Origin of the sequence: Nonomuraea sp. NPDC050383 (genome assembly GCF_044459125.1) — a bacterium.
In the GTDB taxonomy this organism is placed as follows: Bacteria; Actinomycetota; Actinomycetes; order Streptosporangiales; family Streptosporangiaceae; genus Nonomuraea.
Genome location: NZ_JBITIP010000007.1, coordinates 104,817 through 130,274, shown reverse-complemented (window position 1 = coordinate 130,274; position 25,458 = coordinate 104,817). Strand labels below are relative to the sequence as shown.

24 protein-coding genes are annotated in these 25,458 nt (G+C 73.1%); 14 read left to right on the top strand and 10 right to left on the bottom strand.

Translation table 11 applies throughout. From position 1 onward, the window contains the following. Positions 1-281: 281 nt before the first annotated feature. Together ACIBG4_RS19190 and ACIBG4_RS19185 are read left to right on the top strand one after the other, a co-directional pair. Positions 282-2,978: a family 78 glycoside hydrolase catalytic domain gene (locus tag ACIBG4_RS19190; protein WP_397202884.1), complete on the top strand. Its 2,697-nt coding sequence runs from the start codon at positions 282-284 to the stop codon at positions 2,976-2,978. Between the two features lie 79 nt (positions 2,979-3,057). Next, complete coding sequence (locus tag ACIBG4_RS19185; RefSeq protein ID WP_397202883.1) at positions 3,058-4,389, top strand: hypothetical protein; 1,332 nt, start codon at positions 3,058-3,060, stop codon at positions 4,387-4,389. A gap of 104 nt (positions 4,390-4,493) precedes the next feature. On the opposite strand, the gene ACIBG4_RS19180 is transcribed toward ACIBG4_RS19185, so the two are convergent. Both ACIBG4_RS19180 and ACIBG4_RS19175 read right to left on the bottom strand, forming a co-directional pair. Continuing rightward, a complete protein-coding gene (locus ACIBG4_RS19180; protein WP_310709120.1) occupies positions 4,494-5,111 on the bottom strand; it encodes an ATP-dependent Clp protease proteolytic subunit in 618 nt (205 codons plus the stop codon). Position 5,112: 1 nt separating this feature from the next. After that, on the bottom strand, positions 5,113-5,676 hold the full coding sequence (locus ACIBG4_RS19175; RefSeq protein WP_310709119.1) for an ATP-dependent Clp protease proteolytic subunit: 564 nt from the start codon (positions 5,674-5,676) through the stop codon (positions 5,113-5,115). A 136-nt stretch (positions 5,677-5,812) separates the two neighbouring features. Between ACIBG4_RS19175 and ACIBG4_RS19170 the strand changes: the two genes are divergently transcribed. Beyond that, positions 5,813-7,078, top strand: coding sequence for a histidine kinase (locus ACIBG4_RS19170; protein WP_397202882.1), 1,266 nt, complete (start codon positions 5,813-5,815; stop codon positions 7,076-7,078). Further along, positions 7,075-7,722, top strand: coding sequence for a response regulator (locus tag ACIBG4_RS19165; RefSeq protein ID WP_397202881.1), 648 nt, complete (start codon positions 7,075-7,077; stop codon positions 7,720-7,722). The genes ACIBG4_RS19170 and ACIBG4_RS19165 overlap by 4 nt, the downstream gene beginning before the upstream one ends. Before the next feature lie 34 nt (positions 7,723-7,756). Here the strand turns inward: ACIBG4_RS19165 and ACIBG4_RS19160 are convergent, their stop codons facing one another. Further along, positions 7,757-8,614 carry a DUF2268 domain-containing protein gene (locus ACIBG4_RS19160; RefSeq protein WP_397202880.1) on the bottom strand — a complete coding sequence of 286 codons (858 nt, stop codon included), beginning with the start codon at positions 8,612-8,614 and terminating at the stop codon, positions 7,757-7,759. A 123-nt stretch (positions 8,615-8,737) separates the two neighbouring features. Next, positions 8,738-9,508: a hypothetical protein gene (locus tag ACIBG4_RS19155; RefSeq protein WP_397202879.1), complete on the bottom strand. Its 771-nt coding sequence runs from the start codon at positions 9,506-9,508 to the stop codon at positions 8,738-8,740. A 56-nt stretch (positions 9,509-9,564) separates the two neighbouring features. Here ACIBG4_RS19155 and ACIBG4_RS19150 point away from each other — a divergent pair, with 56 nt between their 5' ends. The 8 genes from ACIBG4_RS19150 to ACIBG4_RS19115 all read left to right on the top strand — a co-directional run bounded on the left by ACIBG4_RS19150 (position 9,565) and on the right by ACIBG4_RS19115 (position 16,934). Further along, positions 9,565-10,566 carry an AAA family ATPase gene (locus tag ACIBG4_RS19150; RefSeq protein WP_310709114.1) on the top strand — a complete coding sequence of 334 codons (1,002 nt, stop codon included), beginning with the start codon at positions 9,565-9,567 and terminating at the stop codon, positions 10,564-10,566. A 168-nt stretch (positions 10,567-10,734) separates the two neighbouring features. Continuing rightward, on the top strand, positions 10,735-11,688 hold the full coding sequence (locus ACIBG4_RS19145) for a DUF58 domain-containing protein (protein WP_397202878.1): 954 nt from the start codon (positions 10,735-10,737) through the stop codon (positions 11,686-11,688). Next, positions 11,685-12,632 (top strand): VWA domain-containing protein, encoded by a 948-nt coding sequence (locus tag ACIBG4_RS19140; RefSeq protein WP_397202877.1) that lies wholly within the window; start codon positions 11,685-11,687, stop codon positions 12,630-12,632. Before ACIBG4_RS19145 ends, ACIBG4_RS19140 begins: the two co-directional genes overlap by 4 nt. A gap of 11 nt (positions 12,633-12,643) precedes the next feature. Further along, positions 12,644-13,234, top strand: a complete 591-nt coding sequence (locus ACIBG4_RS19135; RefSeq protein WP_310709111.1) for a methyltransferase — start codon at positions 12,644-12,646, stop codon at positions 13,232-13,234. Next, positions 13,231-13,782, top strand: a complete 552-nt coding sequence (locus ACIBG4_RS19130) for a TrmH family RNA methyltransferase (protein WP_310709110.1) — start codon at positions 13,231-13,233, stop codon at positions 13,780-13,782. The genes ACIBG4_RS19135 and ACIBG4_RS19130 overlap by 4 nt, the downstream gene beginning before the upstream one ends. A 74-nt stretch (positions 13,783-13,856) precedes the next feature. Beyond that, positions 13,857-14,657, top strand: a complete 801-nt coding sequence (locus ACIBG4_RS19125; RefSeq protein WP_397202876.1) for a glycerophosphodiester phosphodiesterase family protein — start codon at positions 13,857-13,859, stop codon at positions 14,655-14,657. A 27-nt stretch (positions 14,658-14,684) separates the two neighbouring features. Then, positions 14,685-16,130 (top strand): MFS transporter, encoded by a 1,446-nt coding sequence (locus tag ACIBG4_RS19120; RefSeq protein ID WP_397202875.1) that lies wholly within the window; start codon positions 14,685-14,687, stop codon positions 16,128-16,130. A 162-nt stretch (positions 16,131-16,292) separates the two neighbouring features. Then, positions 16,293-16,934 (top strand): hypothetical protein, encoded by a 642-nt coding sequence (locus ACIBG4_RS19115; protein WP_397202874.1) that lies wholly within the window; start codon positions 16,293-16,295, stop codon positions 16,932-16,934. Here the strand turns inward: ACIBG4_RS19115 and ACIBG4_RS19110 are convergent. Continuing rightward, positions 16,834-17,751: a helix-turn-helix transcriptional regulator gene (locus ACIBG4_RS19110; protein WP_397202873.1), complete on the bottom strand. Its 918-nt coding sequence runs from the start codon at positions 17,749-17,751 to the stop codon at positions 16,834-16,836. The two genes, ACIBG4_RS19115 and ACIBG4_RS19110, sit on opposite strands and share 101 nt — an antisense overlap. A 131-nt stretch (positions 17,752-17,882) precedes the next feature. Between ACIBG4_RS19110 and ACIBG4_RS19105 the strand changes: the two genes are divergently transcribed. Together ACIBG4_RS19105 and ACIBG4_RS19100 are read left to right on the top strand one after the other, a co-directional pair. Next, complete coding sequence (locus ACIBG4_RS19105) at positions 17,883-18,557, top strand: SDR family oxidoreductase (RefSeq protein ID WP_397202872.1); 675 nt, start codon at positions 17,883-17,885, stop codon at positions 18,555-18,557. 146 nt (positions 18,558-18,703) lie between these two features. Continuing rightward, positions 18,704-19,048 carry an RNA polymerase-binding protein RbpA gene (locus ACIBG4_RS19100; protein ID WP_310709104.1) on the top strand — a complete coding sequence of 115 codons (345 nt, stop codon included), beginning with the start codon at positions 18,704-18,706 and terminating at the stop codon, positions 19,046-19,048. 166 nt (positions 19,049-19,214) lie between these two features. On the opposite strand, the gene ACIBG4_RS19095 is transcribed toward ACIBG4_RS19100, so the two are convergent. The 5 genes from ACIBG4_RS19095 to ACIBG4_RS19075 all read right to left on the bottom strand — a co-directional run bounded on the left by ACIBG4_RS19095 (position 19,215) and on the right by ACIBG4_RS19075 (position 25,445). Beyond that, on the bottom strand, positions 19,215-20,414 hold the full coding sequence (locus ACIBG4_RS19095) for a DUF5685 family protein (protein WP_397202871.1): 1,200 nt from the start codon (positions 20,412-20,414) through the stop codon (positions 19,215-19,217). Positions 20,415-20,560: 146 nt separating this feature from the next. Then, a complete protein-coding gene (locus ACIBG4_RS19090) occupies positions 20,561-21,670 on the bottom strand; it encodes a polysaccharide lyase family 1 protein (RefSeq protein WP_397202870.1) in 1,110 nt (369 codons plus the stop codon). A gap of 8 nt (positions 21,671-21,678) precedes the next feature. Next, the gene (locus tag ACIBG4_RS19085; protein WP_397202869.1) at positions 21,679-22,788 is read right to left on the bottom strand and encodes a polysaccharide lyase family 1 protein; all 1,110 of its coding nucleotides are present in this window, start codon (positions 22,786-22,788) and stop codon (positions 21,679-21,681) included. Between the two features lie 258 nt (positions 22,789-23,046). Beyond that, positions 23,047-24,669, bottom strand: a complete 1,623-nt coding sequence (locus ACIBG4_RS19080) for a pectate lyase (RefSeq protein ID WP_397202868.1) — start codon at positions 24,667-24,669, stop codon at positions 23,047-23,049. Between the two features lie 275 nt (positions 24,670-24,944). Beyond that, the gene (locus ACIBG4_RS19075; RefSeq protein WP_397202867.1) at positions 24,945-25,445 is read right to left on the bottom strand and encodes an FxsA family protein; all 501 of its coding nucleotides are present in this window, start codon (positions 25,443-25,445) and stop codon (positions 24,945-24,947) included. Positions 25,446-25,458 lie beyond the last annotated feature (13 nt).

The following is a 25,458-nucleotide window of genomic DNA, read 5'->3' as shown; positions in this document are numbered from 1 at the left end:
AAGTCTGATGTCTTTAGTGCTATCTGCGGGACCGCACCGCCTCGGATGATGCTTCGTGTCCGCTCCTTAACAGCCCGGACACGAGCCGGTCATACCCGCGGCCTCGGTGCGACGGACTTCCTTCCGCAGCCTCCTCGTCCCGGCCACGCGTCCGGCCGGGCCGCGCCCGCGGCCCGGCCGGCCGGCCCGTCACCCGGCGCGCCGGTCCGAGGGAAGGCCTGACACCCAGGCCGTACGACACCCACCGAAGAACTCCCCGAACAGGCAGAGGAAGGACGATCGTGCCCAGCCTGACCCCATACGGCCTGACCTGCGAACTCCTGGAGGAACCCCTCGGCCTGGACGAGCCCCGTCCCCGCCTGTCGTGGCGGCTCGCCTCGGACCGGCGGGGCGACACCCCGGCGGCCTACCGGCTGAGGGTGGCCGCGCGGCCCGAGGACCTCGACGAGCCTGGCAGGCTGCTGTGGGACACCGACCTGGTCGAGCCGCCCGAGACCCCGTACGTCCGCTACGACGGACCGCCGCTGCAGTCCGGCACCCGCTACCACTGGCGGGTCTCGCTGTGGGACGCGGCCGGCGCGCCGGCGGGCGAGGCGACGTCCTGGTTCGAGACGGGCCTGCTGCACGCCGGCGACTGGACGGCCGCCTGGATCGGCGAGGACCCCGCCCTCATCCCGATCGTCGACCCGCCGGCCGACGACGACCGCACGGAGCGGACCCGGCCGCTGCGCCCCTCCCCGCACCTGCGCCGCGCGTTCCGGCTCGACGCGGCCGCCGTGCGGGCCCGGGTGTACGTGAGCGCCCGCGGCCTGTACGAGCTGTCGCTGAACGGCCACCGGGTCGGCGACCACGAGCTCGCCCCCGGCTGGACCGACTACCGCGAGCGCGTCCCGTACCAGGTGCACGACGTGACGGACCTGCTGCGCGAGGGCGAGAACGTCCTCGGCGCGATCCTGGCGGACGGCTGGTGGAGCGGCTACGTCGGCTTCGACGCCCGCCACCAGGCGCTGCACTACGGCACGGCGCCGCAGCTGCTCGCCCAGCTCGTGGTGGACTTCGCCGACGGCTCGCGCCGCGTCGTCGCCACCGACGGCACCTGGCGGACCCGGCGGGGGCCGATCGTGTACGGCGACCTGCTCATGGGCGAGCGGTTCGACGCGCGCCTGGCGCTGACCGGCTGGGACACGCCCCGCTACGACGACCAGGGCTGGACGCCCGCCGTCGTCCTCGACCGCGACCTGTCGGCGCTGACCGCCACGACCGACCGGCCGGTGCGCGCGGTGGCGGAGCTGCCCGCCGTGTCGGTCACGCCGCGCGGCGACGGCCGCCACATCGCCGACCTCGGCCAGAACATGGTGGGCCGGGTCCGCCTGACCCTGCGCGGCCTGCCCCGCGGCACCGCGATCAGGCTGCGGCACGCCGAGATGCTCGACGACGGCGAGCTGTACCTGGACAATCTGCGCACCGCGGAGGCCACCGACCACTACGTGGCGGCCGGGGAGCCCGTCGAGGTGTTCGAGCCGCGCTTCACCTTCCACGGGTTCCGCTACGTGGAGGTCAGCGGCCTGCCCGGCCCGCTGCGCGCCGGGGACGTGACCGGCGTGGTGCTGATGAGCGACACGCCCGCGGCGGGCGAGTTCCACTGCTCGGACCCGGTGGTGACGCAGCTCCAGGCGAACATCGTGTGGGGGCAGCGGGGCAACTTCGTCTCGGTGCCGACCGACTGCCCGCAGCGCGACGAGCGGCTCGGCTGGCTGGCCGACGCCCAGGTGTTCCTGCCGACGGCCGCCCGCAACGCCGACGTGGCCGCGTTCTTCGCCCGCTGGATGCGCGACGTGGTCAGCGGGCAGGACGCCGACGGCGCGTTCCCGGACGTGGCCCCGAAGGTGTGCGTCACCCAGGAGGGCGCCCCCGCCTGGGGCGACGCGGGCGTCATCATCCCGTGGCACCTGTACAAGGCGTACGGGGACGTACGGGTGCTCGAACGCTCGTACCCCGCGATGACGGCCTGGGTGGAGCACGTCCGGCGGCACAACCCCGACCTGATCTGGCGCTCCCGCGTGGGGCAGCACTACGGCGACTGGCTGCAGATCGGCGTGGAGACGCCCAGGGAGGTGCTGGCCACCGCCTACTTCGCCCGCTCCGCCCAGCTCACCGCGCAGGCCGCCGCCGTCCTCGGCCGCAAGGACGACGCCGCCGCGTACGGCGAGCTGCACCGCTCGATCCGGGAGGTGTTCGCCGAGGCGTTCGTCGAGCCGGACGGGCGCGTGGCCGGCGGCACGCAGACCGCCTACCTGCTGGCGCTGGCCTTCGACCTGCTGCCCGGCCATCTCGTTCCGGCCGCGGCCGACCACCTGGCCGCCGACGTGGAGGCCCGCGGCCGGCACCTGACGACCGGCTTCCTCGGGGTGTCGCTGCTGTGCCCGGTGCTGACCGAGCACGGCCACGCCGACCTGGCGTACGCGCTGCTGCACCAGGACGAGTTCCCGTCCTGGTGCTACTCGATCCGGCACGGCGCCACCACCATCTGGGAGCGCTGGGACGGCTGGACCGAGGAGGGCGGCTTCCAGTCGGCGAACATGAACTCCTTCAACCACTACGCGCTCGGCTCCGTGGGCGACTGGCTGTACGGACGGGTCGCCGGCATCGACCAGGACTCCGGCTCGGTCGCCTACCGGCGGCTGCTGCTGCGGCCCACCGTCGGCGGGCGGCTGAGCTGGGCCCGGGCCCACCAGGAGACCCCGTACGGCCGCGTGGCCTGCGGCTGGCACCGCGAGGACGGTGGCGTCCGCGTCGAGGCGTCGGTGCCGCCGGGCGCGACGGCCGTCCTGCACGTCCCCACCTCCGACGCCGCGGCCGTGCGCGAGGGCGGCCTGCCGGTCGAGGCGGCCGAGGGCGTGCGGGTGGCCGGCGAGTGGCGCGGCGTGCTGGCCGTCGAGCTGGCCTCCGGCGACTACACCTTCACGGCCCCCCTCTGAGCCCCCGGTCCCTGCGACGTTCGAGGAGGTGACCCGCGCCGCTCCTGCTCCACCCACCCCCCACGGAGAGGACACCCCCTTGTCCACGTCGATCGCGAGACTCGCCGCCCTTCTCCTGCTCCTGATCACTCCGCTCGCCGCGGCCACCGCCGCGTACGCCGGCCCGGTGGACGACTCGGCCTACGGAACCCCGCTCGCCGCCGTCCCCGGCGCCGGCCTCGTCTGGCACCCCACGACCGGCCTCGCCTCGCTCAAGGCGCAGGCCGGCCTGACGCAGGTGGGGTTCGGCGACGTCATGGGCAGCGTCAACCACCCCATGCGCGCCTGTGACACCACCGAGGCGGCGGGCCTGCCGATCCTGCCCGCCGCCACGGTGAGCTGGTGCTGGGACACCGGTGACGCCGACACCGAGACCTGGATCCCGCAGAGCGTGACCACCTCCGGCGACGCCGACGACGACGGCGCCTGGGGGCCGTACCAGGTCATTCTCGGCGGCTGGAACCACTGCAACTCCGCCGAATGCGGCAGCAGCCCCCGCAACAACGACGCCAGGGTCGCGTTCATCGACTACACGAACCCGTCCGCGCCGAAGTACCGCTGGGTCTACCTGGTCGCCCCCACGGACGGCACCGCCAACGCGAACGCCACCAGCTACGCCAACAACACCTTCGGCCCCGCCAAGGCGCACATCGGCGGCATGGCGTGGTACGGCGACAAGCTCTACGTCAGCGCCACCGGCGCCAACTCGACGGGCATCCGGGTCTTCAGCATGAACGAGATCCTCCAGGTCAACGACGGGAGCTCGGCCATCGGCAGGACCGCCTCGGGTTACGCGGCCTACGGCTACCAGTACGTGCTGCCGGAGATCGGCTTCTACAGCTACGCCAGCGGCACCTGCTCGATGAGCACCGACTCGGGTGTGCCCTGCTTCGCGTCGATCTCGCTGGACCGCGGCACCACCCCGGACAGCCTGACCGCCGTGGAGTACTTCAGCGACCCGGCCCTGCACGGCCGCCTCTACCGCTACCACCTGGGTGGCGCGAACTTCCTGCTCAGCGGCGACTCCCGCGGCTACACCCCGGCCGCCCAGGCGTACCGCGCCCAGGTGGGCAACATGCAGGGCGTCCTGTCCTGGAACGGCACCTGGTACGTCTCGCACAGCCGGCGGGAGGAGCGGGGCCAGCTGTGGGCCCTGAGCACCTCCACCGGCAGGTCCCACACCTGCTCCAACCCGTACAGCTCGCCACGCGCGTGCTGGTCCCTGCATCCCGAGTCGCTGTCGTACAACTACGCCACCGGCATGGTCTGGTCGCTCACGGAGTGGACCAGGAACCAGTGCGCCACCGAGACGGCCACCCCGCAGCGCTGCGGCCGGGCCGTCTTCGCCTTCCCCCGCACCGCCCTGCCGTAACCAGCCCCAGCTCGCCCCAGCCCAGCTCGGCCCGGCCCGGCCCTGCCCGGGTGGAGAGTGCCCCCCTGCTCTCCACCCGGGCCGTGCCCGTCCGGGAGCGCGGGTCAGCGGGCGGGGGCGAGGTTGCGTTTGCGGGAGGCGAAGACGTCGTCCACCAGCCCGTACGTGCGTGCCTGCTCGGCCGTGAAGATGCGGTCGCGCTCCAGGTCACGCCGGATGTCCAGCACCGGGCGGCCGGTGTGCCGGGCGAGGATCTCCTCCTGCTGGTCGCGCATGCGCAGCAGCTCGCGGGCGTGGATCTCCAGATCGCTCGCCTGCCCGCGCCCGCCCTCGGCGGACGGCTGGTGGAGCAGCACCCGGGCGTGCGGCAGCGCCGCCCGCTTGCCGGGCGTGCCCGCCGCCAGCAGCACCGCCGCCGCCGAGGCGGCCTCGCCGATGCACACCGTCTGGATCTCCGGCCGGACGAACTGCATGGTGTCGTAGATGGCCGCCATCGAGGTGAACGACCCGCCCGGCGAGTTGATGTAGAGGTTGATGTCGCGGTCGGGGTCGAGCGACTCCAGCGTCAGCAGCTGCGCCATGACGTCGTTGGCGGAGGTGTCGTCGATCGGGGTGCCGAGGAAGATGATCCGGTCCTCGAACAGCTTGGCGTACGGGTTGGTCTCCTGCACGCCGTAGGAGGTGCGCTCGGTGAAGGAGGGCAGCACGTAGCGTCCGCTCATGTCAGTTCATCCCTTCGGCGATGTGGTCGACGAACCCGTACTCCAGAGCCTCCTTGGCGGTGAACCAGCGGTCGCGGTCGGAATCGGCCTGGATGCGCTCCAGCGGCTGGCCGGTGTGGTGGGCGATCAGCTCGGCCATGCGGCGCTTGGTGTAGAGGAGGTTCTCGGCCTGGATCTGGATGTCACTCGCCGAGCCGCCGATGCCGCCGAGCGGCTGGTGCATGACGACGCGGGCGTTGGGCAGGGCGTAGCGCTTGCCCTTGGTGCCGGCGCACAGCAGGAACTGCCCCATGGAGGCGGCGAAGCCCATCGCCACCGTCGCCACGTCGCACGGCACGAACTGCATCATGTCGTACAGGGCCATCCCGGCGTGCACGGAACCGCCCGGCGAATTGATGTAAAGAGTTATGTCGCGCTTCGGGTCCTCGGCCGCCAGCAAAAGCATCTCGCCGCACAGCCGATTGCAAATGTCGTCGTCGACCTCCTGGCCGAGAACCAGGATGCGTTCCTTCAGCAGGCGCTGGCTGAGCTGGTCAGGCCATTGCGCGCGCGGGGTCTCCGTCATGGGTCACCTTTCTCTCGGACTATTGCCAAACGCTAGACCCGGCCCCGCGCCATTCATCGCTCTTTTCGCTGGGGGCGCATTTCTCTCAGGGCGCATTACTCCGTCAGCGAATAATCGTCGACATATACTCACGGATGTGAGAAAGTACCTCCCCCGGCGCTGGGCCTGCCTGATCCTCGGCGGGGCGCTGCTGATGCCGTACATGATGGCCGGGGCCCTCGTGGCCGGGCTGGTGCGCGGCGAGGGCGCCGGCCTGCTGATGCCGGTGCAGGTGGGCGTGTTCGTCGCGGTGCTGCCGGTGGTCGCGGTCACCGGGCTGTTCCTGCCGGTGCGGGGGCTGGAGGTGAGCGCCGCGCAGGGGCTGCTCGGCGCGCGGGTGGAGACGCCGCCGCGGGAGGCTCGCCGGTCGTGGCAGGAGCGCCGCCGCACCGCCGCGTGGTTCACGCTGCACCTGGCCGTCGGGGGCGTCGTCAGCGGTTTCACGCTGGCGGTCGTGCCGTTCACGGTGTACACGCTCGCGCTGCCGGTCGTCGGCGCGCCGTCGCGGGGGGTGGCCGTGGAGATCCTGGGCCAGGAGGTACGGCCCGGCTGGCAGGTGCTCGCGTGGACGCTCGCCGGGGTCGTGGCGCTCGTGGCGCTGGTGCTGATGGCGGCGGGGGCGGGCGGGCTGCTGGCCCGGCTGGCGCCCGTGCTGCTCGGCCCCACCCCCGGCGAGCGGCTGGCGGCGGCCGAGGAGCGGGCCCGCGTGCTGGCCGAGCGCAACCGGCTGGCCCGCGAGCTGCACGACTCGGTGGGCCACGCCCTGAGCGTGGTGACCCTGCAGGCCGCCGCCGCGGGACGGGTGCTCGACCGCGACCCGGGGACGGCGCGGACGGCGCTGGAGGCCATCGAGCGGTCGGCGCGCGCCGCGCTGGAGGACCTGGACCACGCGCTCGGCGTCCTGCGCGCGGGCGACCCGCCGCGCGCCGCCCGCGCGCCCGCCCCCCGCATCAGGGAGGAGTGGGCGACGCTGAAGGACCTGGACGCGCTCGTCGCCGCCTCGGGAGCGTCCGTGGAGCGCGAGGTGGGCGACGTGTCCGCGGTCCCCGCGCCGGTCTCCAGGGAGGCGTACCGGATCGTGCAGGAGGCCCTGACCAACGCCATCAGGCACGGACACGGCCCGGTACGGCTGACGGTGGCCGTACGCGACGGCGACCTGCGCCTGGAGGTGGCCAACCGGACCGCCGCGTCGTCCGGGGGGACCGCAGCCGCGGTGGGCGGGGGCCGGGGGCTGGCGGGCATGCGCGAGCGCGTACGGCTCCTGAGCGGCGAGCTGGAGGCGGGGCCGGCCGACGCCTGCGGCGGCGCCCCGGAGGGCTGGTGGCGGGTGTCCGCGCGGCTGCCGCTACGGTCTGCTCCATGACGGTGAGAGTCGTGATCGCCGACGACGAGGACCTGGTGCGCGCGGGCCTGCGGATCATCCTCGACTCCGAGCCGGGACTGGAGGTGGTCGGCGAGGCCGCCGACGGCGCCGAGGTCCTGCCCGTGGTGCGTCGCGAGCGCCCCGACGTGGTGCTCATGGACGTGCGGATGCCGGCCGTCGACGGCATCCAGGCCACCCGCCGGCTGGTGTCGCTGGACGCCCCGCCGAAGGTGATCGTCGTCACGACGTTCGAGAACGACGACTACATCTACGACGCGCTGCGCGCCGGGGCCGACGGGTTCCTGCTGAAGCGCACCCGGCCCGACGAGCTGGTGCGGGCGGTCAAGCTCGTCGCCGCCGGGGACTCGCTGCTGTTCCCGGCGGCGATCCGGGCGCTGGCCGGCCGCCGGCCCGTGACGGCCGTGCCGGGCGTCGACCGGCTGACCGGCCGCGAGGGCGACGTGCTGCGGCTGATGGCCCGGGGGCTGTCCAACGGCGAGATCGCGGCCGAGCTGGTCGTCGGCCAGGAGACGGTCAAGACCCACGTCGGCAACGTGCTGGCCAAGCTCGGCGCCCGCGACCGCACCCAGGCCGTCATCGCCGCGTACGAGTCCGGCTTCGTGTCCCCCGCCGACCCCGGCTGAGATCCCCGCTGACGCGCGCCGGTCCGGAGGCCCGTCAGGCGCGGGAGCTCTCCAGGATGCGGGAGGCGGGCAGCAGGCTGCTCTCCGCCGCCGTCATGCCGGTCGCCGCCAGGTGCGCGTCCACCAGCCGCAGCCCCACCGCGTACCCCGCCATGTCGGGGATGCCGCGCGGCTCCGAGCCGAAGCGGCGCGCCGCGGTGTCGCCCAGCACGTACGCGGGCGTGTTCGCCATCCCCTCCAGGTCGATGTCCGCCATGATCCGCTCGTACGCCGACTCCAGCGGGGCCCCCGTCACCCTCGACGACCACGGCCCCATGGCCTCCGGCCCCGACAGCTCCCGCACGAACGCCTCGGCCAGCCCCTCGGCCACGATGTGCTCGCCGACGGTCACGGTGGCCGGGTTCCACTCCACGGTGGTGTAGCGGACGCTGTGGTGGAACTCGTGGACCGCGCAGTGCGCGATGCGCCCGATGTTCTCGTCGGTGGGCCAGGCGAGCAGGTACAGCCAGCCGGGCGCGCCGGCGATGCCGTAGTAGCCGCCGGTGGCGCTCATGAGGTAGTCGTCGTCGGGGTTGCCGAGGATGAACATGACCTGCAGCGAGTCGGGCTGCGGGGCGTCCTTGAGCCGTTCGGAGGCGCGGCGCAGCTCCCGCTCGACGTGGCCGAGCACGTCGGCGTCGATCATCCGGCGCAGGGCCGGCAGGTAGCGGGGGTCGTCGGCGTCGACGCGGAAGCCGGAGCCCCGGTGGTGGATGTCGACGATGTCGCCGGGCATCGGGACGGCGGACCGCACGGGGGCCATCAGCTCGCGCAGGCGGTCGGGACGGCGCTCCAGCGGCTGCTCCAGCAGGTCCGCCATGACGGTGAGGGTGTCGTGAACGATGAACTCCATGGCGCGGGACGCTAAAGCCTCCCGCGACAGGAGGCTCAACCTGCTCCACGGCGGCCCGGCCTTCACGGCGGCCCCGGCTTCCACGGCGGCCCGGCTTTCACGGCGACCGGGCGCGCGGGCGGCTCAGAGCTGCTGGTCCTGGCCCTGGTCGTCGCCGGGCGAGCGGTCCGGCGTGCCCCGGCCGCTCTGGCTCGGCGACGGCGACGGGGAGGGCGTGGGCTGCTGCGGCTCGGGCGTGGCGGGGGTGGGCGGCGCCGTCGGCTCGAAGTTGGTGGGCGGCAGCGGCCTGGGCATCGGCTCACTCTCCGACCGGCCGAACAGCAGCAGCATCGCGATCACCGTGAGCAGCAGCACCAGCACGGCCAGGGCCAGCGCCGCCAGCAGCACCCGCTTGCGCGTCTCGGTGAGGGGCGCGGGCCGGGGCGGCGGGCCGGGCAGCGCGGGCGCGCGGTCGGTCAGCCAGTACGGCACGAAGTCGGGGCCGTGCGCGGGCCCGATGAAGGTGCCCCCGACCATCACCGGCCCGAGGAACCACTCGGCTCCCGGCCGGCCCGGCACATACGGCACGGCCACCCATGGCGCCTTGCCGGTCTCCATGGCCAGCACCTCGGGCGTGCCCTCCAGCACGGCGGCCCGCGACCGGGCGGCCCGGCCGAGCCAGCCGCGCACGCCGCCGCGCGCCGACGCCTCGCGCATCGCCGTGACGAACCGCTCCCGCGCCGCCGCGTCGAAGGCGGCGCCCCGGGTCAGCACGGCCAGCGACACGGCGCGCCCGTCGGCGCCCTGCCCGAGGTACACGAACCCGGCCGGTGCCTGGTTCAGGCGCGCCTGAACCACGAACGGCCCGAGCCGCGGAGGATCGCCATACTGCAGCGGACTTGCCACGTTTGCCATGAAAGCACAGACGTGGCGTGATGCACGTTCGCGGGACCTTTGGTGGAATGGGCGTCATGAGCGTCGCCGAAGAGTTGCCAGGCGGAACCGATGCGGCTGTGCTGCGTCAGGCCCTCGACGAGGTCCGGCGGGTCATCGTCGGGCAGGAGCACATGGTCGAGCGGCTGGTCGTGGCCCTGCTCGCGCGCGGGCACTGCCTGCTGGAAGGGGTCCCCGGCGTCGCCAAGACCCTGGCCGCGTCCACCCTGGCCACCGTGGTGGGCGGCACGTTCGCCCGCATCCAGTTCACCCCCGACCTGGTGCCGAGCGACATCGTCGGCACCCGGGTGTTCCATCCGTCCAACGAGAAGTTCGACGTCGAGCTCGGCCCGGTGTTCGTGAACTTCCTGCTGGCCGACGAGATCAACCGGGCCCCGGCCAAGGTGCAGTCGGCGCTGCTGGAGGTCATGGCCGAGCGGCAGGTCACGCTGGCCGGCGTCACGCATCCGCTGCCCCGGCCGTTCATCGTGCTGGCCACCCAGAACCCGATCGAGTCCGAGGGCGTCTACCCGCTGCCGGAGGTGCAGCGCGACCGGTTCCTGTTCCGGGTGCGGGTGCCGCATCCCAGCGCCCACGAGGAGCTGGAGATCCTTCACCGCATGAGCGTCACCCCGCCGACGCCGTCTCGGGTGCTCGAACCCGACCGGCTGCTGGCGCTGCAGGCCACCGCCGAGTCGGTCTCGGTCCACCAGCTCGTCGCCGACTACGTGGTGCGGCTGGTCATGGCCACCCGCTCGCCCGCCGAGTACGGCCTGGCCGACCTGACCGACACCATCGAGATCGGGGTCAGCCCGCGCGCCACCCTGGGCCTGGTGGCCGCCGGCCGGGCCCTGGCCCTGCTGCGGGGCCGCGACTACCTGCTGCCCGACGACGTGCGCGACGTGGCGGTGGACGTGATGGCGCACCGGCTGATGCTGACGTTCGACGCGCTGGCCGACGGCGTCGACCCGGAGCAGGTGGTCAGGCAGATCCTGCACGCCGTACCGCCGCCCCTCGTCGTCTGGAACCAGAACCGGTGAGCGACCGGTGAACACGGAGCGAACCCGACGCAGTGAGCGGAGTGGACGCGCGAGGGACGAGCGTGGCCGCGTAGCGAATGAGGAGCGGTGAGCGACCAGTGAGCACCGAGCGAACCCGACGCAGTGAGCGGAGTGGACGCGCGAGGGACGAGCGTGGCCGCGTAGCGAATGAGGAGCGGTGAGCGAGCAGTGAACACCGCGGAGCAGGCGCTGCGGCGGCTGGAGCTGGTGGTGACCCGCCGGCTCGACGGCCTGTTGCACGGCGCTCACCTGGGGCTGCTGCCCGGCACGGGCAGCGAGGCCGGCGACAGCCGGGTCTACGTGCCCGGCGAGGACGACGTGCGGCGCATGGACTGGGCCGTGACGGCGCGCACGACCGTGCCGCACGTGCGCGACCTGATCGCCGACCGTGAGCTGGAGACGTGGGCGCTGGCCGACCTGTCGCCGAGCATGGACTTCGGCACGGCCGACACCGACAAGCGTGACCTGGTGGTGGCGGCGATCGGCGCGATCGGCTTCCTGTCCAGCCGCATGGGTGACCGGTTCGGCGCGCTCGTGCTGCACGACGAGTACATTCATCGGATGCCCGCCCGCACCGGCCGCCCCGCTCTGTACGGGCTGCTGCACTCGTTGATGGACGCCCCGCGCGGCCGGCCCGTGCCCGACGCGCCGGACCTGGCGGAGAGCATCGACGTGCTGGCGGCCACCCGCAGGCGGCGCGGCATGCGCGTGGTGGTGTCCGACTTCCTCGACGCGCGTCCCGAGCTGGACCCGGCCGCCGAGCGGCCCTGGGAGCGGCCGATCCGCCGGCTGGCGGCCCGGCACCAGGTGCTCGCGGTCGAGGTGATCGACCCCCGCGAGCTGGAGCTGCCCGACGTGGGCCGGGTGGCGTTCGCCGACCCGGAGACCGGGAACGTACGCGAAGTGCACCTTTCACCCAAAGTCCGGCATGCGTACGCCGAGGCGGCGGCCGCGCAACGCGAGGGCACCCGGGCGGCGCTGCGCCGCGCCGGCGTCGCCCACCTCGTGCTGCGCACCGACCGCGACTGGGTGTTCGACGTGGCGCAGTTCGTGCTGCGCCAGCGCCGCATGAGCCACCTCGCGCACCGGAGAACCTCATGACCTTCCTCTCCCCCGCGTGGCTGTGGCTGTTCGCGCTGCTCGTGCTGCTCGCCGGCGGCTACGTCGCCGCGCAGTTCGCCCGCCGGCGCTACACCGTGCGCTTCACGAACCTGGCGCTGCTCGACCTCGTCGCCCCGGCCGGGCCCGGCTGGCGGCGGCACGTCGCGCCGCTGCTGTTCCTGCTGATGATGGGGCTGCTGGTGATCGGCGCGGCCAAGCCGGCCGACCAGGTGCGCGTGCCGCGCGACCGCGCCACCATCATGATCGCCCTGGACGTGTCGCTGTCGATGGACGCCGGCGACGTCCAGCCCAACCGGATCAGCGCGGCCAAGACCGCGGCGCAGGCGTTCGTCAGGGAGCTGCCCGACCGGTTCAACGTGGGCGTCGTGTCGTTCGCCCGCTCGGCGAACGTCGTCATCTCCCCCACCACCGACCACCAGGCCGTGGTCACCGCCATCGGCAACCTGTCCACCCGGCCGGGCACGGCCATCGGGGAGGCGGTCTTCAACGCGCTGGACTCGGTCAAGTCGTTCGACCAGGACGCCGTCACCGACCCGCCGCCCTCCGCGATCGTGCTGCTGTCCGACGGCGACAACACCTCCGGCCGCTCGGTCACGGAGGCCATCGACGCCGCGAAGCAGGCCCGCGTCCCGGTCTCCACGATCGCGTACGGCACGCAGGAGGGCACGGTGTCGATCGACGGCAGGCCGGTCAACGTGCCGGTGAACAAGCAGACCCTGCAGTCGCTGTCCGACGGCACCAGCGGCCGGGCCTACACGGCCGAGTCCGGCAGTGAGCTGCGCGACGTCTACGAGCAGATCGGCACCTCGCTCGGGTTCAAGCTGGTGAACCAGGAGATCACGCAGTGGTTCATCGTGGCGGCGATCCTCGCCGGGGTGCTGGTGGCGGGCGCCGCCGTCCTGTTCGGGGCGCGGATCCCGTAACGTTCAGGCACGTGGCCCACTACTTCTCCGAACAGCCGGGAGCCGCCAGCAGGCCGGGCACCGTCGATCTGGTGCTGCCCGACCTGCACCTGCGGCTGGAGACCGACCGGGGCGTCTTCTCGCCCGAGCGGGTCGACCTCGGCACGCGCGTCCTGCTGGAGACCGTCCCGGCGCCCCCTCCGCGGGGTGACCTGCTCGACCTGGGATGCGGGTACGGGCCGATCGCGCTGACCATGGCCTCGCGCGCCCCGGAGGCGACGGTGTGGGCCGTCGACGTGAACCGCCGTAGTGTGGAGCTCACGGAGCGCAACGCCCGGGCCGCGGGCCTCGGCACAGTAAGATCCGTGCACGCCGACGAGATGCCGGACGAGGTGACCTTCCAGGCCATCTGGTCCAACCCGGCCATCCGCATCGGCAAGCCGGCCCTGCACGCGATGCTCACCAGGTGGCTGTCGCGCCTCGCGCCGGGCGGCGTCGCCTACCTGGTCGTCCAGAAACACCTCGGCTCCGACTCCCTGCAGCGCTGGCTCGGCGAGCAGGGCTGGCAGGCCTCCCGCGAGGCCTCCCGGGCCGCCTACCGAATCCTGAAAGTGGAAGCATGAGAAGGCAGCTCCGCCCCACCGACGTCAAACGGCTCAACCGCGCCTGGCGGCGGCAGACGGGCAATCGGCTCTCCCTGATCCTCGAGTCGGTCACCGGCCCGTTCAACGTGGGCTCGATCTTCCGGACGGCCGCCGCGTTCGGCGCCGACCAGATCTGGCTGGCCGGCAACGCGACCCCGCCGACCAACCCCAAGGCCGGCAAGACCGCGCTCGGCACCGAGCGGCTGGTCACCTGGCACGAGCCGATGCCCGCCCTCGACGCCGTCAAGGCGGCCCGCGACGACGGCTACACCGTGCTCGCGATCGAGCTGACCGCCGGGGCCGTGCCGCTGCACCAGGCCGACCTGGCCCGCGACGTGTGCCTGGTGGTCGGCAGCGAGGACCACGGCTGCTCGCCCGCCCTGCTGGACGCCGTGGACGGCGCCTGTTACATCCCGCAGGTCGGCCGCGTCGGGTCGGTCAACGTCGCGGTGGCCGCCGCCATCGCGCTGTCCGAGTCCCGCCGCCAGGAGTGGCAGAATCTGGCGGAGTCACCGGTATCACCCTGATTTTGGGGGACGATCGCTGATTCGTAACCGTCGTCCGCATCCAGATCCCTTTCCCGGAAGGCATACTTCAGGACGTGCTCAGCCGTCGTTTCCCCTTTCTCGACCATCCGGGCCCGCTCGCCTTCGCCCACCGCGGGGGCGCCGCCGAGGGCGCGGAGAACTCCGCCGCGGCCTTCGAGCGGGCGATACGACTCGGCTACACCTACCTGGAGACCGACGCGCGGGCCACGGCCGACGGCGTGCTGCTCGCCTTCCACGACCCCACGCTGGACCGGGTCACCGACCGGCGCGGGCGGCTGTCCGAGCTGCCGTACCGGGAGGTCGGCAGGGCCCGCGTCGACGGCGAGCACGAGATCCCGCTGCTGGAGGACCTGCTCGGCAGTTGGCCGGAGGCCCGCTTCAACATCGACGTGAAGGAGGCCGGCGCCATAGCGCCGCTGGCCGAGGCGCTCAGGCGCACCGCCGCCCACGACCGGGTCTGCCTGACCTCGTTCTCCGACGAGCGGCTGCTGCTGGCCAGGGCCGCGATCGGGCGGGAGGTCTGCTCGTCGCTCGGCCCGCGCGGCGTGGCCGCGCTGCGCGCCGCGGCCTCGACCTCCGGCTACGGCCGCCTGCTGGCCCGCCTGTCGCGGGCGGGGGTGCCGTGCGCGCAGGTGCCGGTGGGCTTCCGCGGGCTGCGCGTCACCACCGGCCGCCTGGTGCGCACCGCCCACGCCATCGGCATGCAGGTGCACGTGTGGACGGTCAACGACACCGCCCGCATGGACCACCTGCTCGACCTCGGGGTCGACGGCATCATGACCGACAACATCACCGGCCTGCGCGACGTGCTGGACCGCCGCGGCCAGTGGCATCCCGGCCGCATGGCGGCCTGACTCGTGGTCTAGGAGCGACTCGACACCATGCCCGTACCCGCACCCCCCGCGGTTCCCGACGACCCCACCGCCGACTCCCCGGCCGCGCGCAGGCGCGAGCAGCGCGGCTGGTACTTCTACGACTGGGCCAACTCCGCCTTCTACACCACGATCATCTCGGTGTTCCTCGGCCCGTACCTGATCCCCGTGGCCCGCACCGCGGCCTGCGCCCAGGACTTCCCCACGGTCGCGGCCGAGACGTGCGCGCGCGACTTCGACAGGCTCGCCGCCGCCCACCCCGGGCTCGGGTACGTGGACGTGCTCGGCGCCGACGTGCGGCCAGCGGCGTTCTTCGGGCTGACGCTGACCGTCGCGGTGTTCCTGCAGATCGTGTTCCTGCCGATCGTGGGGGCGCTCGCCGACCACACCGGCCGCAAGCGGGAGCTGCTCGGCGGCTTCGCCTACGCCGGCGCGCTGGCCACCATGTGCCTGTACTTCGTCGAGGGCGACCGCTACCTGCTCGGCGGCGTGCTGTTCGTCCTCGCCAACCTCGCCTACGGCTCCTCCGTCGTCGTGTACGACTCGTTCCTGCCGCAGATCTCGACGCCGGACGAGCGCGACGGGGTGTCCTCGCGCGGCTGGGCCATCGGCTACCTGGGCGGCGGCCTGCTGCTGGCCCTCAACCTGGTGCTCTACCTGCAGCATGAGAGCCTGGGCCTCAGCGAGGGCATGTCGGTGCGGATCAGCATGATGTCGGCCGGGCTGTGGTGGGCGACGTTCACCGTCGTGCCGCTGCTGCGGCTGCGCAACCGGCCGGTCCCGGTCCACGAGGGCACGGCGCTGCGCTCGGTCGCGGGCAGCTTCCGCCAGCTCGGCCGCACCCTGGCCGAGCTGCGCCGCTACCCGCTGACCCTGCTGTTCCTGGTGGCCTACCTCGTCTACAACGACGGCATCCAGACGGTCATCGGCAACAGCGCGGCCTTCGCCGCCGAGGCGCTGAAGCTGGACAAGACCGTGCAGATCAGCGCCATCCTCATGGTGCAGTTCGTGGCGTTCTTCGGCGCGCTGCTCATGGGCCTGCTGGCGCGCCGCTTCGGCACCAAGCGGACCGTGCTGGGCAGTCTGGTGATCTGGACGGTGATCGTGGTCGCCGCCATGTACGTCCAGGAGGGGCAGGCGCTGCAGTTCTACCTCATGGCGCTGGCCATCGCGATCGTGCTGGGCGGCACCCAGGCGCTGTCGCGGTCGCTGTTCTCCCAGGTGATCCCCAGGGGGCGGGAGGCGGAGTACTTCAGCCTGCTGCAGATCAGCGACAAGGGCTCGGCGTTCATCGGCGCGCTGACGGTGACGATCGCGCTCCAGCTCACCAACAGCTACCGGATCGCGATCGTCTCCATGATCGTCTTCTTCGTGGTGGGCTTCGTCCTGCTGGCCCTGGTCAACCTGCCCAAGGCCATCCGCGCCGCGGGCAACGAGGTGCCGCACCGGATCTGACGCCCCGCGGCGCCGGGAACGTCCCGGCACCACGTCCCCGATCCGGGTCCGCCCAGGCTGGAGACCAGGGAACCGTAAAGAGAGCACCGCTCTTGACGAACGGCGCTCCCTTGAGAGAGCATTGCTCTCATTGAAGAGCAATGGTTTCATCTGGGAGTGGTCATGAGTCCTCGCCTCACCTCGGCGGCCCTGGCGGCCGCCGGCGTCCTGTTTCTCGTCTACCCGGCCGTGCGGCCCTCCGGTGACGACGCGGCGGCCATGGCCGCCCCCGCCTGGGTGACCGGGCACCTGGCCGCCATGATCGGCTTCATCCTGCTGGGGCTGGGCGTGCTCGGGCTGAGCGAGCTGCTGGGCGGCCGGCTCGCGTCACGAGCCGCCGCGGTGACCTGGGTGGGGGCTGGCCTGACGCTCCCCTACTACGGCGCCGAGGACTTCGGGCTGCACGTGATCGCCCGCAGGTCCCTGCGCGACGGCGCGCCCGCCCTCATGGAGCTCGCCGGCGAGTTCCGCTTCCACCCGGTGGCGGTCACCATGTTCGCCGCCGGGCTGGCGCTGCTCGGCGTCGGGACCGTGATGGCGGCCGTCGCGGTGCGCCGCTCCGGGGTCCTGGCCGCGTGGAGCGCCGCGCCGCTGGCACTCGGGTTCGCGCTGTTCATCCCGCAGTTCTTCGGCCCGTACCCGCTGCGGATCGCGCACGGCGCGCTCATCGCGGCGGGCGGCCTGTGGCTGGCGGCCGAGACGTGGCGGTCAGACCGGCGAGCAGCCGCAGCGCCGACTCCGACGGCGAGCCGGGCTCGGGGTTGAACACCGCGACCCGCTGCCCCTCGTCCTCCGTCAGGGCCATGAACTCCGCCGCGAGCTCCATGGTCCCGACCAGGGGATGCCGGTACGCGCGGGCGGCGGTGCCGCAGTCGCCGACGGTGTGGGCGGCCCACAGCCGCGCGAACTCGGGACTGCGCAGGGTCAGCTCGCCGACCAGCCCGGTGAGTCCCGGGTCGCCCGGCCACCGGCCCGCGATCAGCCGCAGGTCGGCGACGGTGGAGCGGGCCTTGCGCGGCCAGTCCGCGTACAGCTCCCGCGTGTGCGGGTCGAGGAACATCATGCGGGCGATGTTGGGCCGGTCGTCCGGCCGGTCCGGCGCGCCGAAGTCGAGGTGCCCGGCCAGCAGGGCGTGCGCCATGGGGTTCCAGGCGAGGACGTCCAGGAAGCGGCCCATGACCAGGGCCGGCACGTCGCCGAACGACTCGATCATGACCCGGACGCCGGGCCGCACGCGCTCCGGCCTGGCCGGGCGGCGGCGCGCGGCGGGCCGGGGCCTGGCCAGGGAGTACAGGTGGGCGCGCTCGGCCTCGTCGAGCCGCAGCGCGCGGGCCACCGCGTCGAGCACGGCGTCCGAGGCACCGGGGCTCTGGCCCTGCTCCAGCCGGGTGTAGTAGCCGGCGCTGACGCCCGCGAGCTGCGCCAGCTCCTCACGGCGCAGGCCCGGCACCCGGCGACGGCCCCCGTACGCGGGCAGGCCGGCGTCCTCGGGCCGCAGCCGCGCCCGCCTGGACCGCAGGAACTCGCCCAGCTCCCAGCCGGGCCCTCGTCCGGTCGCCGCCTGTCCGCCCTGTACGCGCATGCCTCCCAGTCTGGCCGATGCCCGGTCGCCGAGCCTGCACCTGTCAGGTGTACCTCCGGCGGTGGGCTGGCACCGCCCGGCGGCACGCCGCAGCCTGGACACCTGAACAACCTGGATGTCGAGGAGCGGCAATGAGGATCATCGTGATCGGCGCGACGGGGACCATCGGGACGGCGGTCGCCGACGAGCTGGAGCGGCGGCACGAGGTGGTGCGCGTCTCGCGGCGGGGCTCGGCGGGGAGCCCAGCGGGGGGCTCAGCGGGGGGCTCGGCCGGGGACTCCGTGCGGGCCGACCTGCGCGACACCGCCTCCATCGACGCGCTGCTCGACCGGGCCGGCCGGTCGGGCGGGGTGGACGCGGTGGTGTGCTGCGCCGCGAGCGGGGCGCTCACGCCGCTGGACGACCCTTCGGACGCCGCGTTCTGGACCGGCCTCGACGGCAAGCTGGTCGGCCAGGTGAACCTGGTCCGCCACGCGCTCGGCCGGCTACGGGACGGCGGGTCGGTCACGCTGACCAGCGGGAGGTTCGCCGAGCCGGTGACCGGGTCGTCGATGGGCCATCTGGTCAACGCGGGACTGGAGGCGTTCGTGCGGGCCGCCGCCGTCGAGCTGCCGCGCGGCCTGCGTCTGAACGCCGTCAGCCCGGGCTGGGTGCGGGAGACGCTCGTGTCGCTCGGCATGGACCCGGCGGACGGGGTGCCGGCGGCCGAGGTGGCGCGCGTCTACGCGCAGGCGGTGGAGGGCTCGTTCACCGGTCGCACGCTCGCCGTGCGGGCCGTTACGCGAGGAGAATCCCCGGCCTCATAGGGATTGCCGCGCCTCTGGAGGGAACTCCTGAGTGCCGGGGCGATTGGATCACGCCATGGGTGGGAATCCCATCACGGTATCAAGCGTTAGACACCGTGGGAGACAGACCCCCCGCGCAATGGGGGCCCTGTAGGAGGCATTCAGACATGGGCGAGCGAGCACTTCGTGGCACCCGGCTCGGGGCAACCAGCTACGAGAATGACCGTAACACGGATCTGGCCCCACGCCAGGAGGTGTCCTACACCTGTCCGAAGGGCCATCTCTTCGAGGTTCCGCTCGCCGCCGAGGCTGAGATCCCCGCGACGTGGGAGTGCCGCATGTGCGGCGCCACCGCGGTGCGGGTGGACGGCGAGCAGCCCGAGTCGAAGAAGACCAAGCCCCCGCGGACACACTGGGACATGCTGCTGGAGCGGCGATCCATCGAGGACCTGGAGGAGGTGCTCAACGAGAGGCTGGCCGTACTTCGCGCCCAGCGTCGCAGGAGCGCCTGAACCCCTCTCACGGTGTGAAGCCCCCGGGCACGTCCCCGGGGGCAGTTTTCTGGACGCCGGTCTCCGTCTGACGACGGGGGCCGGCGTTCGGCTTTCCGGTGACCCCGGCGGACGGAAGGCGGACGGCCGAGCGGCTCGGCCCCGCGGCCCGGGGCCGTAGGGCGCCTCAGTCGCAGGAGCAGTCGCAGCACCCGCCCGAGCACTCGCAGCAGTCGCAGGAGCACTGGCAGCAGTCACAGCAGCCGTCACACCCGTCGCAGCCGTCCTTCAGGTAGCAGCGCTCCTCGCACGAGGCGCCGTTGAGCTCGCTCCACTCCGGCCGCCACAGTCCGCACGTGAGCAGCGTGCCCGCGCCCGCCATCGTCCGCAACGGCCAGGCGGGCCTGCGGCGGGCGGCCGTCGCGTGCTTGCCGAAGGCACGTGCCACCGCCCGCCGTACCTCCGCGCCGAGGAGCACCTCCACCAGGTGCCGCTCCTCCAGCTCCAGGTCCCGTACGGCGAGGGCGATGCCGTGCGCGGCGTCGTCGCACAGCCGCCGCGCCTCCTCGCGGCCGGTGCCGGTGGCGGTGAGCGGGTTGAACGCGCCCCGCGCCGCGTCGTCCTCCTGGTCCTCGACCGCGTCGAGCAGGTGTGCCAGACGCCCGAACAGCGTGCCGATCTCGGCCAGCACGACGGCGTTCCCGGCGCGGCCGGGCCGTCCGTCCGCCGCGGCACAGCGGACTCGCTCGTCCGCCGCGGCGCCGCCGTCCTGCTCGTCCGGCGCGGCGCGGCCGGCGATGAGCGCCGTGTGGGCGAACGCCGTCGCGACCGCCTCCTCGGTGGGCCGGGTCAGCTCCAGCAGTCCCGCTGTCCCGCCGACTGCGGAGGCGGCCGTGGGCGGTCCGGCGGCGGCCAGGCGCTCCAGGGTGATCTGCCGCTCCGCCGTCGCCGCCAGCGTCGCCGTGTCGAAGCCCACCTCCGCCCCGAGCCGCGCCCCGGCCGCCTCCCAGCGGGCCGCCAGCCGGCGGCCGGCGACAGTGGTGCCCGGAGCGGCGTCGCCGTCGGCGGCGTGGTCACGGAGCCGGCCGGCGGCCAGCACGAGCGACACCGAGGCGGCCAGCCGCGCCCCCTGAGCCCGGTGGTCCACCACGTCGGCCCGCCGGAACCCGCGCAGCGCGCACGGGCCCGCGGTGCGGTGCGGGGCGGCGGACGGGAGCTGGGCCTCGGTGAGGACCGAGATGATCAGGGTGTCGTAGTTGGTGGCCAGCCGGGCCGCCTGCCCCTGCCCGTCCTTCAGCGTGAGACAGAGCCCGCACAGGTGGGCGCGCCACGCGTCGCGCACGCTCGCGCAGACGTGCGTGGCGCACGGGCGAATGATTCCGAACACACGACCTCGCCGGTATTGGACCGATCTATACGGTTGATCGCAGGATCGTACTCCGAATCCGGCTCAGCATGACATGCCCGGCCACCGGGGAGGTGCGGTCCGCACGGGCACCCCGGGCGGGGCGGCCCGTGCGGCGGTGAGGCGCCTCAGAAGCCGAGCTTGCCGACCCCCGTGCCCGCTTCGACGATCGACGGGATCTTCGCGGGCTCGTCCAGCGTGTACGGGTAGTACGTGGACGGCTCCACGACCGTGCCGGCCGTCTCCGGCGCGCCCGAGCCGGCGTACACGTTGCGGCGCTCGACCACCCGTCCCGGAGCGCTCTTGTCGTACCCGACGTGAATGGGGTGGGCGACGTTCTCGAAGTAGTTGCCCTCCACCAGGACGCCCGCGTTCTCCGTCGAGGCCACGCCGTACAGGGAGTTGTTGCGGTAGTAGTTGTTGAACACGTGGACCGGCTCGGCGAAGCGCACCCGGGGGTGGCGCTGGTCGGTGCCGTCGAAGAAGTTGTGGTGGTAGGTGACCCGCAGCTTGCCGATGTCGGCGGTGTAGGTGTCGGAGTGGCCGAGCAGCATCGTCTTGCTGTGGTCGTGGAACCTGTTCCACGAGACCGTCACGAAGTCCGACTCCCGCTTGATGTCGAGCAGGCCGTCGTAGCCGTCGGACAGGTCGTTGTGGTCGATCCACACGTGGTGAGCCTTGTTGGTGACGCTGATGGAGTCGTCGTCCGCGGCGGTGAACCGGAGGTTGCGGATGATCACGTTGTTGCCGGGGCGGGTCGTGGAGCCGAGCTGGAGGCCGCCGCCGGTGATCTCCGCCGTCGCACCGACGCCGAGGATGCTCTTGTTCGCGACTACGGTGATCATGCCGCTGGTCCGGACCCGGCCGGAGATCCACAACGTGTACGGCCCCGCGCGTCCGGCGTAGTCCTTGAGCTGCGCGGCCGTGGTGATGGTGACGGAGGGACCGCCGGCGCCGCCGGTGGTGCCGTTCTGGCCGAGGGCGTCGACGGAGGCGAACCCGATCGGCGCGTCGGCCGCCCGAGCCGCCGCGACCGGGACGACGGCGGGGAGTGCCGCGGCGGATTCGGCGGGCAGGGGTGCGGAGGTCAGCGCGACGGCCAGGGTCGCCGCGGCGAGCAGCCGCCCCCACGGCCTGGCGCCCGTACGGCGTGGCCCCGAACCGTGGGGCTCCGAACCGTGTGGCCTCGTGGCGTAGGGCTTCGTGGCGAGGCTGTGCGGGGCAGACACGACGGACATGGCACTCCTCAGATCTTGCCGACGCCGGCGCCGGCCGGGACGACGGTGGGCACGCTGACGGCGGGGTCGGCGGTGTAGGGGTAATAGGTGCGCGGCTCGGTCACGGTGCCACGCGTCTCGATGGGGTGGTGGCAGGCGACGAGGATGTTGTCCCGCTCGACCAGCCGCCCGAGGTCGCCGCTGAACTCCACCCGGCCGGGGTTGTTGACGTTGGTGAAGTAGTTGCCCTCGGCCAGGACGGCGGCGTCGTAGGTGGAGGCGATCCCGTAGCTGTTGCCCCGGTAGTAGTTGTTGTAGACGTGGACCAGCGCGGAGAAGCGGACCCTGGGATGGCGCTGGTCGGAGCCGTCGAAGTAGTTGTGGTGGTAGGTGACCCGCAGCCGGCCGATGTCCTGCGGCCCGGCGGTCTCGTCGTGGCCCAGCAGCAGGGTCTTGTCGTGGTCGTGGAACCTGTTCCACGACACGGTGACGAAGTCGGAGCCGCGCTTGATGTCGACGGCCCCGTCGTCCCCGTTGGACAGGTCGTTGTGGTCGATCCAGATGTGGTGGCTGAACATCTGGACGTTGATCAGGTCGTCGGTGGCGCCGGTGATCGTCAGGTTGCGGATGATGATGTTGTGGACGGCGTTCGCCGGCGGGGCCGTCACGCGGTCGTCGACCGGCAGGCCGATGGTCAGGCCACCTCCCACGAGGGCGGCGTCGGCGCCGAGGCCGATGATGGTCTTGTCCGAGGTGACGGCGTGCATGCCGTCGGTCGTGCCGGTGGGCAGGATGATGCGGCCGCGTACCTGGATCACGTACGGGCCGGGGCGGGCGATGGCGTCGAGGAAGTCCTGGGTCGTGCCGACGGTGAGGGTGGGGCCGCCGGCGCCGCCGGTGGTGCCGTTCTGGCCGAGGGCGTTGACGGAGGCGAACCCGTTCGCGGGCTCGGCGGCCCGGGCGGGGGCTGCCGCCACGGCGGGCGGGGAGGTCATGGCGGACACGAGGACGGTGGCGGTGAGCAGGGCCATGAAGGCGATGAGCGGGACGGCCGCCTCGGGCCGGAGGCGGCGCCTCCTCGGGCCGGGGGCGGGCTCGGCGGTGCCGGGCGGTGTGGGGCGAGCGGTTCCGGGGGGCATGATCGCTCTGCTTTCTGACGGAGGGGGCCGGTGTGCCGGGGCGCCCGGGCCGTGGGGGTGCGGGCGCCCCGGGGCTCGCGGTCGGGCGCCGGGAAGGCGTGCGGCGCGCCGGGGCTGTGCGGTCGGGCGCAGGGACGGCGTGCCGGCGCCCGGGTTGTGCGGTCAGGTGCCGGGCCGGCGCCCGGGCTGTGCGGTCAGGTGCCGGGCCGGCGCCCGGGCTGTGCGGTCAGGTGCCGGGCCGCCGCCCGGGTTGTGCGGTCAGGTGCCGATCTTGCCGACGCCCGCGCCGGCGGTGACGATCGCCTTCACCGAGGCGGGGTCGTCGAGGGTGTAGGCGTAGTACGACCTGGCCTCCTGCACGGTCCCGCCGCAGTCGGGCGTGCCGGAGTCGACGAACACGTTGTCGCGGGCGACGCACCTGCCCGACGGGCCGGCGTAGCTGTTGCTGACCGGCTCCTCGACCCGCTCGAAGGAGTTGCCCTCGACCAGGCATCCGGCGTTCGCCTGGCAGGCCACGCCGACGTCGGTGTTGTAAAAGTAGTAGTTGTTGTAGACGTGCACCGGCTCGCCGAAGCGGACCCGCGGGTTGCGCTGCGGCGTCCGGTCGAACCAGTTGTGGTGGTAGGTGACCTTCAGCCGGCCGACGTCCTGCGCGCCGTTGGAGTCGTCGTGGCCGAGCAGCATGGTCTTGGTGTGCTCGTGGACGTGGTTCCAGGACACGGTGACGTACGACGAGCCGCGCTTGATGTCGATCAGGCCGTCGTAGCCGCAGCACAGGTCGTTGTGGTCGAGCCACACGTGGTGGGAGAACATCTGCACGTTGATCGAGTCGTCGCTGGCGCCGCGGAAGGTCAGGTTGCGGACGATCACGTTGTGCACGGCGTTCGCGGGCGGTGCGGTCACGGCGTCGTCGACGGGCAGCCCGATGTTGAGGCCGCCGCCGCTGATGCCCGACGCCGAGCCGACGCCCACGATCGTCTTGTCGGAGGCGACGTCGTACATGCCCGCGGGCACCGTGATCACGCCGCGCACGCACACCGTCAGAGGGCCGCTCCGCCCGATGGCGGAGATCAGCTCGCTCGCGGTGTCGACCTCGACGGTCGGGCCGCCCGCGCCTCCGGTGGTGCCGCTCTGGCCCCAGGCGTCCACCGAGGCGAAGCCGGCGGGCGAGCCGGGGCTGGTGCAGGTGCCGGAGGGCGGCGGCGTGACCGTCGGGGTGACCGGCGGCTCGGTCGGGCCGCCCACGTCGCTCACGAGCACGTCGTCGAACGAGGCGCTCGCGTACGAGCCGGCCAGGCCGGCCCGGCCGGAGGCGTAGGTGGCGTCCGTCGCGGAGACGACCTCCGCCCCGTCGAGGAAGCCGCGCAGCGTCGTGCCGAACGCCTCCAGCCGGAGTGTGTGCCAGCTGCCCGTCACGATCCCGGCCGGGGCCGAGGCGAGGGTCACCGGTGCGCCGCCGGTGCGCCTGCCGAGGACCACCGCGCCGGTCTCGCCGATCCCGAGGAAGTAGTACGCGCTGGTGCTCTGCGCCCTGGCCAGCACCGCGACGTGCCGGCCGGAGCCGTTGAACGCGATGGGCCGCACCCGCGCCTGCACCGACTGGCCCGTCCACGAGGACCCGGCGATGACCCGGGCGTCCGCGCTGGTGCCGGACTGCCGGTAGGCGCGCGAGCCGTCGGCCACCACCGACCAGCTCCCGCCGGACCTCGTCCAGCCGGCCGCGTCACCGTCCTCGAAGTCGTCGGCGAACAGGGTGGCGGCCGACGCGCCGGAGATCGCGGGGAGCCCCAGGGCCGCCAGCAGCGTGGCGGCGACGGCCGCCACGAGGGCGGCGAGCAGTGAACGGGCCCTGCGGGCTTTCCTGTCGCGTCCTGTGCTCATCGGCACTGCGTTTCTTGGCACTGCGTTACTCGGCACTGTGGGCCTCCGCTGGCAAGCCGTGACCTAGGAGCCCGCTCCCATGAACGGGCTCCTTACCAGGTGTGGTGCTCGTGCGTCAGCTCGGCCGGCCTTGATGCCTTTATGCAACCGTTTGTGGGCCGCGTCAATGCGGAAGGCTGTGCAGTTTTGTTGCAGTGCGCAGGTGGATCTCATGGACGACGCCGTACCGACTTGACCGGCCGTCGTTTCTGTGCAATCGCTTGCAGCCCGGCGGGCTACGGCTCGCGGTCCTCGCGCAGCACCTCGCCGTGGACGACCTTGCCGCCCGCGGGGGCCCGGCCCGCTCCGGCGTCGGGCCCGCCCGGGAACGTCTGCGAGAACAGCTGCGCGTACGGCGAGGCGGCGGCCATCCGCTTGACCCGGCGGTCGAAGAACCACGCCCCCAGCCGGCGCATCAGCGGCCGCGTGAACGGCAGCACGCACAGGAACCCAGCGATGTCGGTGAAGAAGCCCGGCGTCAGCAGCAGCACGCCACCGGCCAGGATCAGCGCGCCGTCGGCCAGCTCGTGCTCGGGCATGCGCCCGGACTGCAGCGCCTCCTGCAGCGCCCGCCAGGCGCGCCTGCCCTCACGGCGCACCAGCCAGGCCCCGAGCAGGCTGTCGGCGATGAGCAGGGCCACGGTCGGCCAGCCGCCGATGACGGACCCGACCTGGATGAGCAGCCAGATCTCCAGCACGGGGACGAGCAGGAAGGCCAGGAACAGCAGGAGGCGCATCGTTACCTCGATT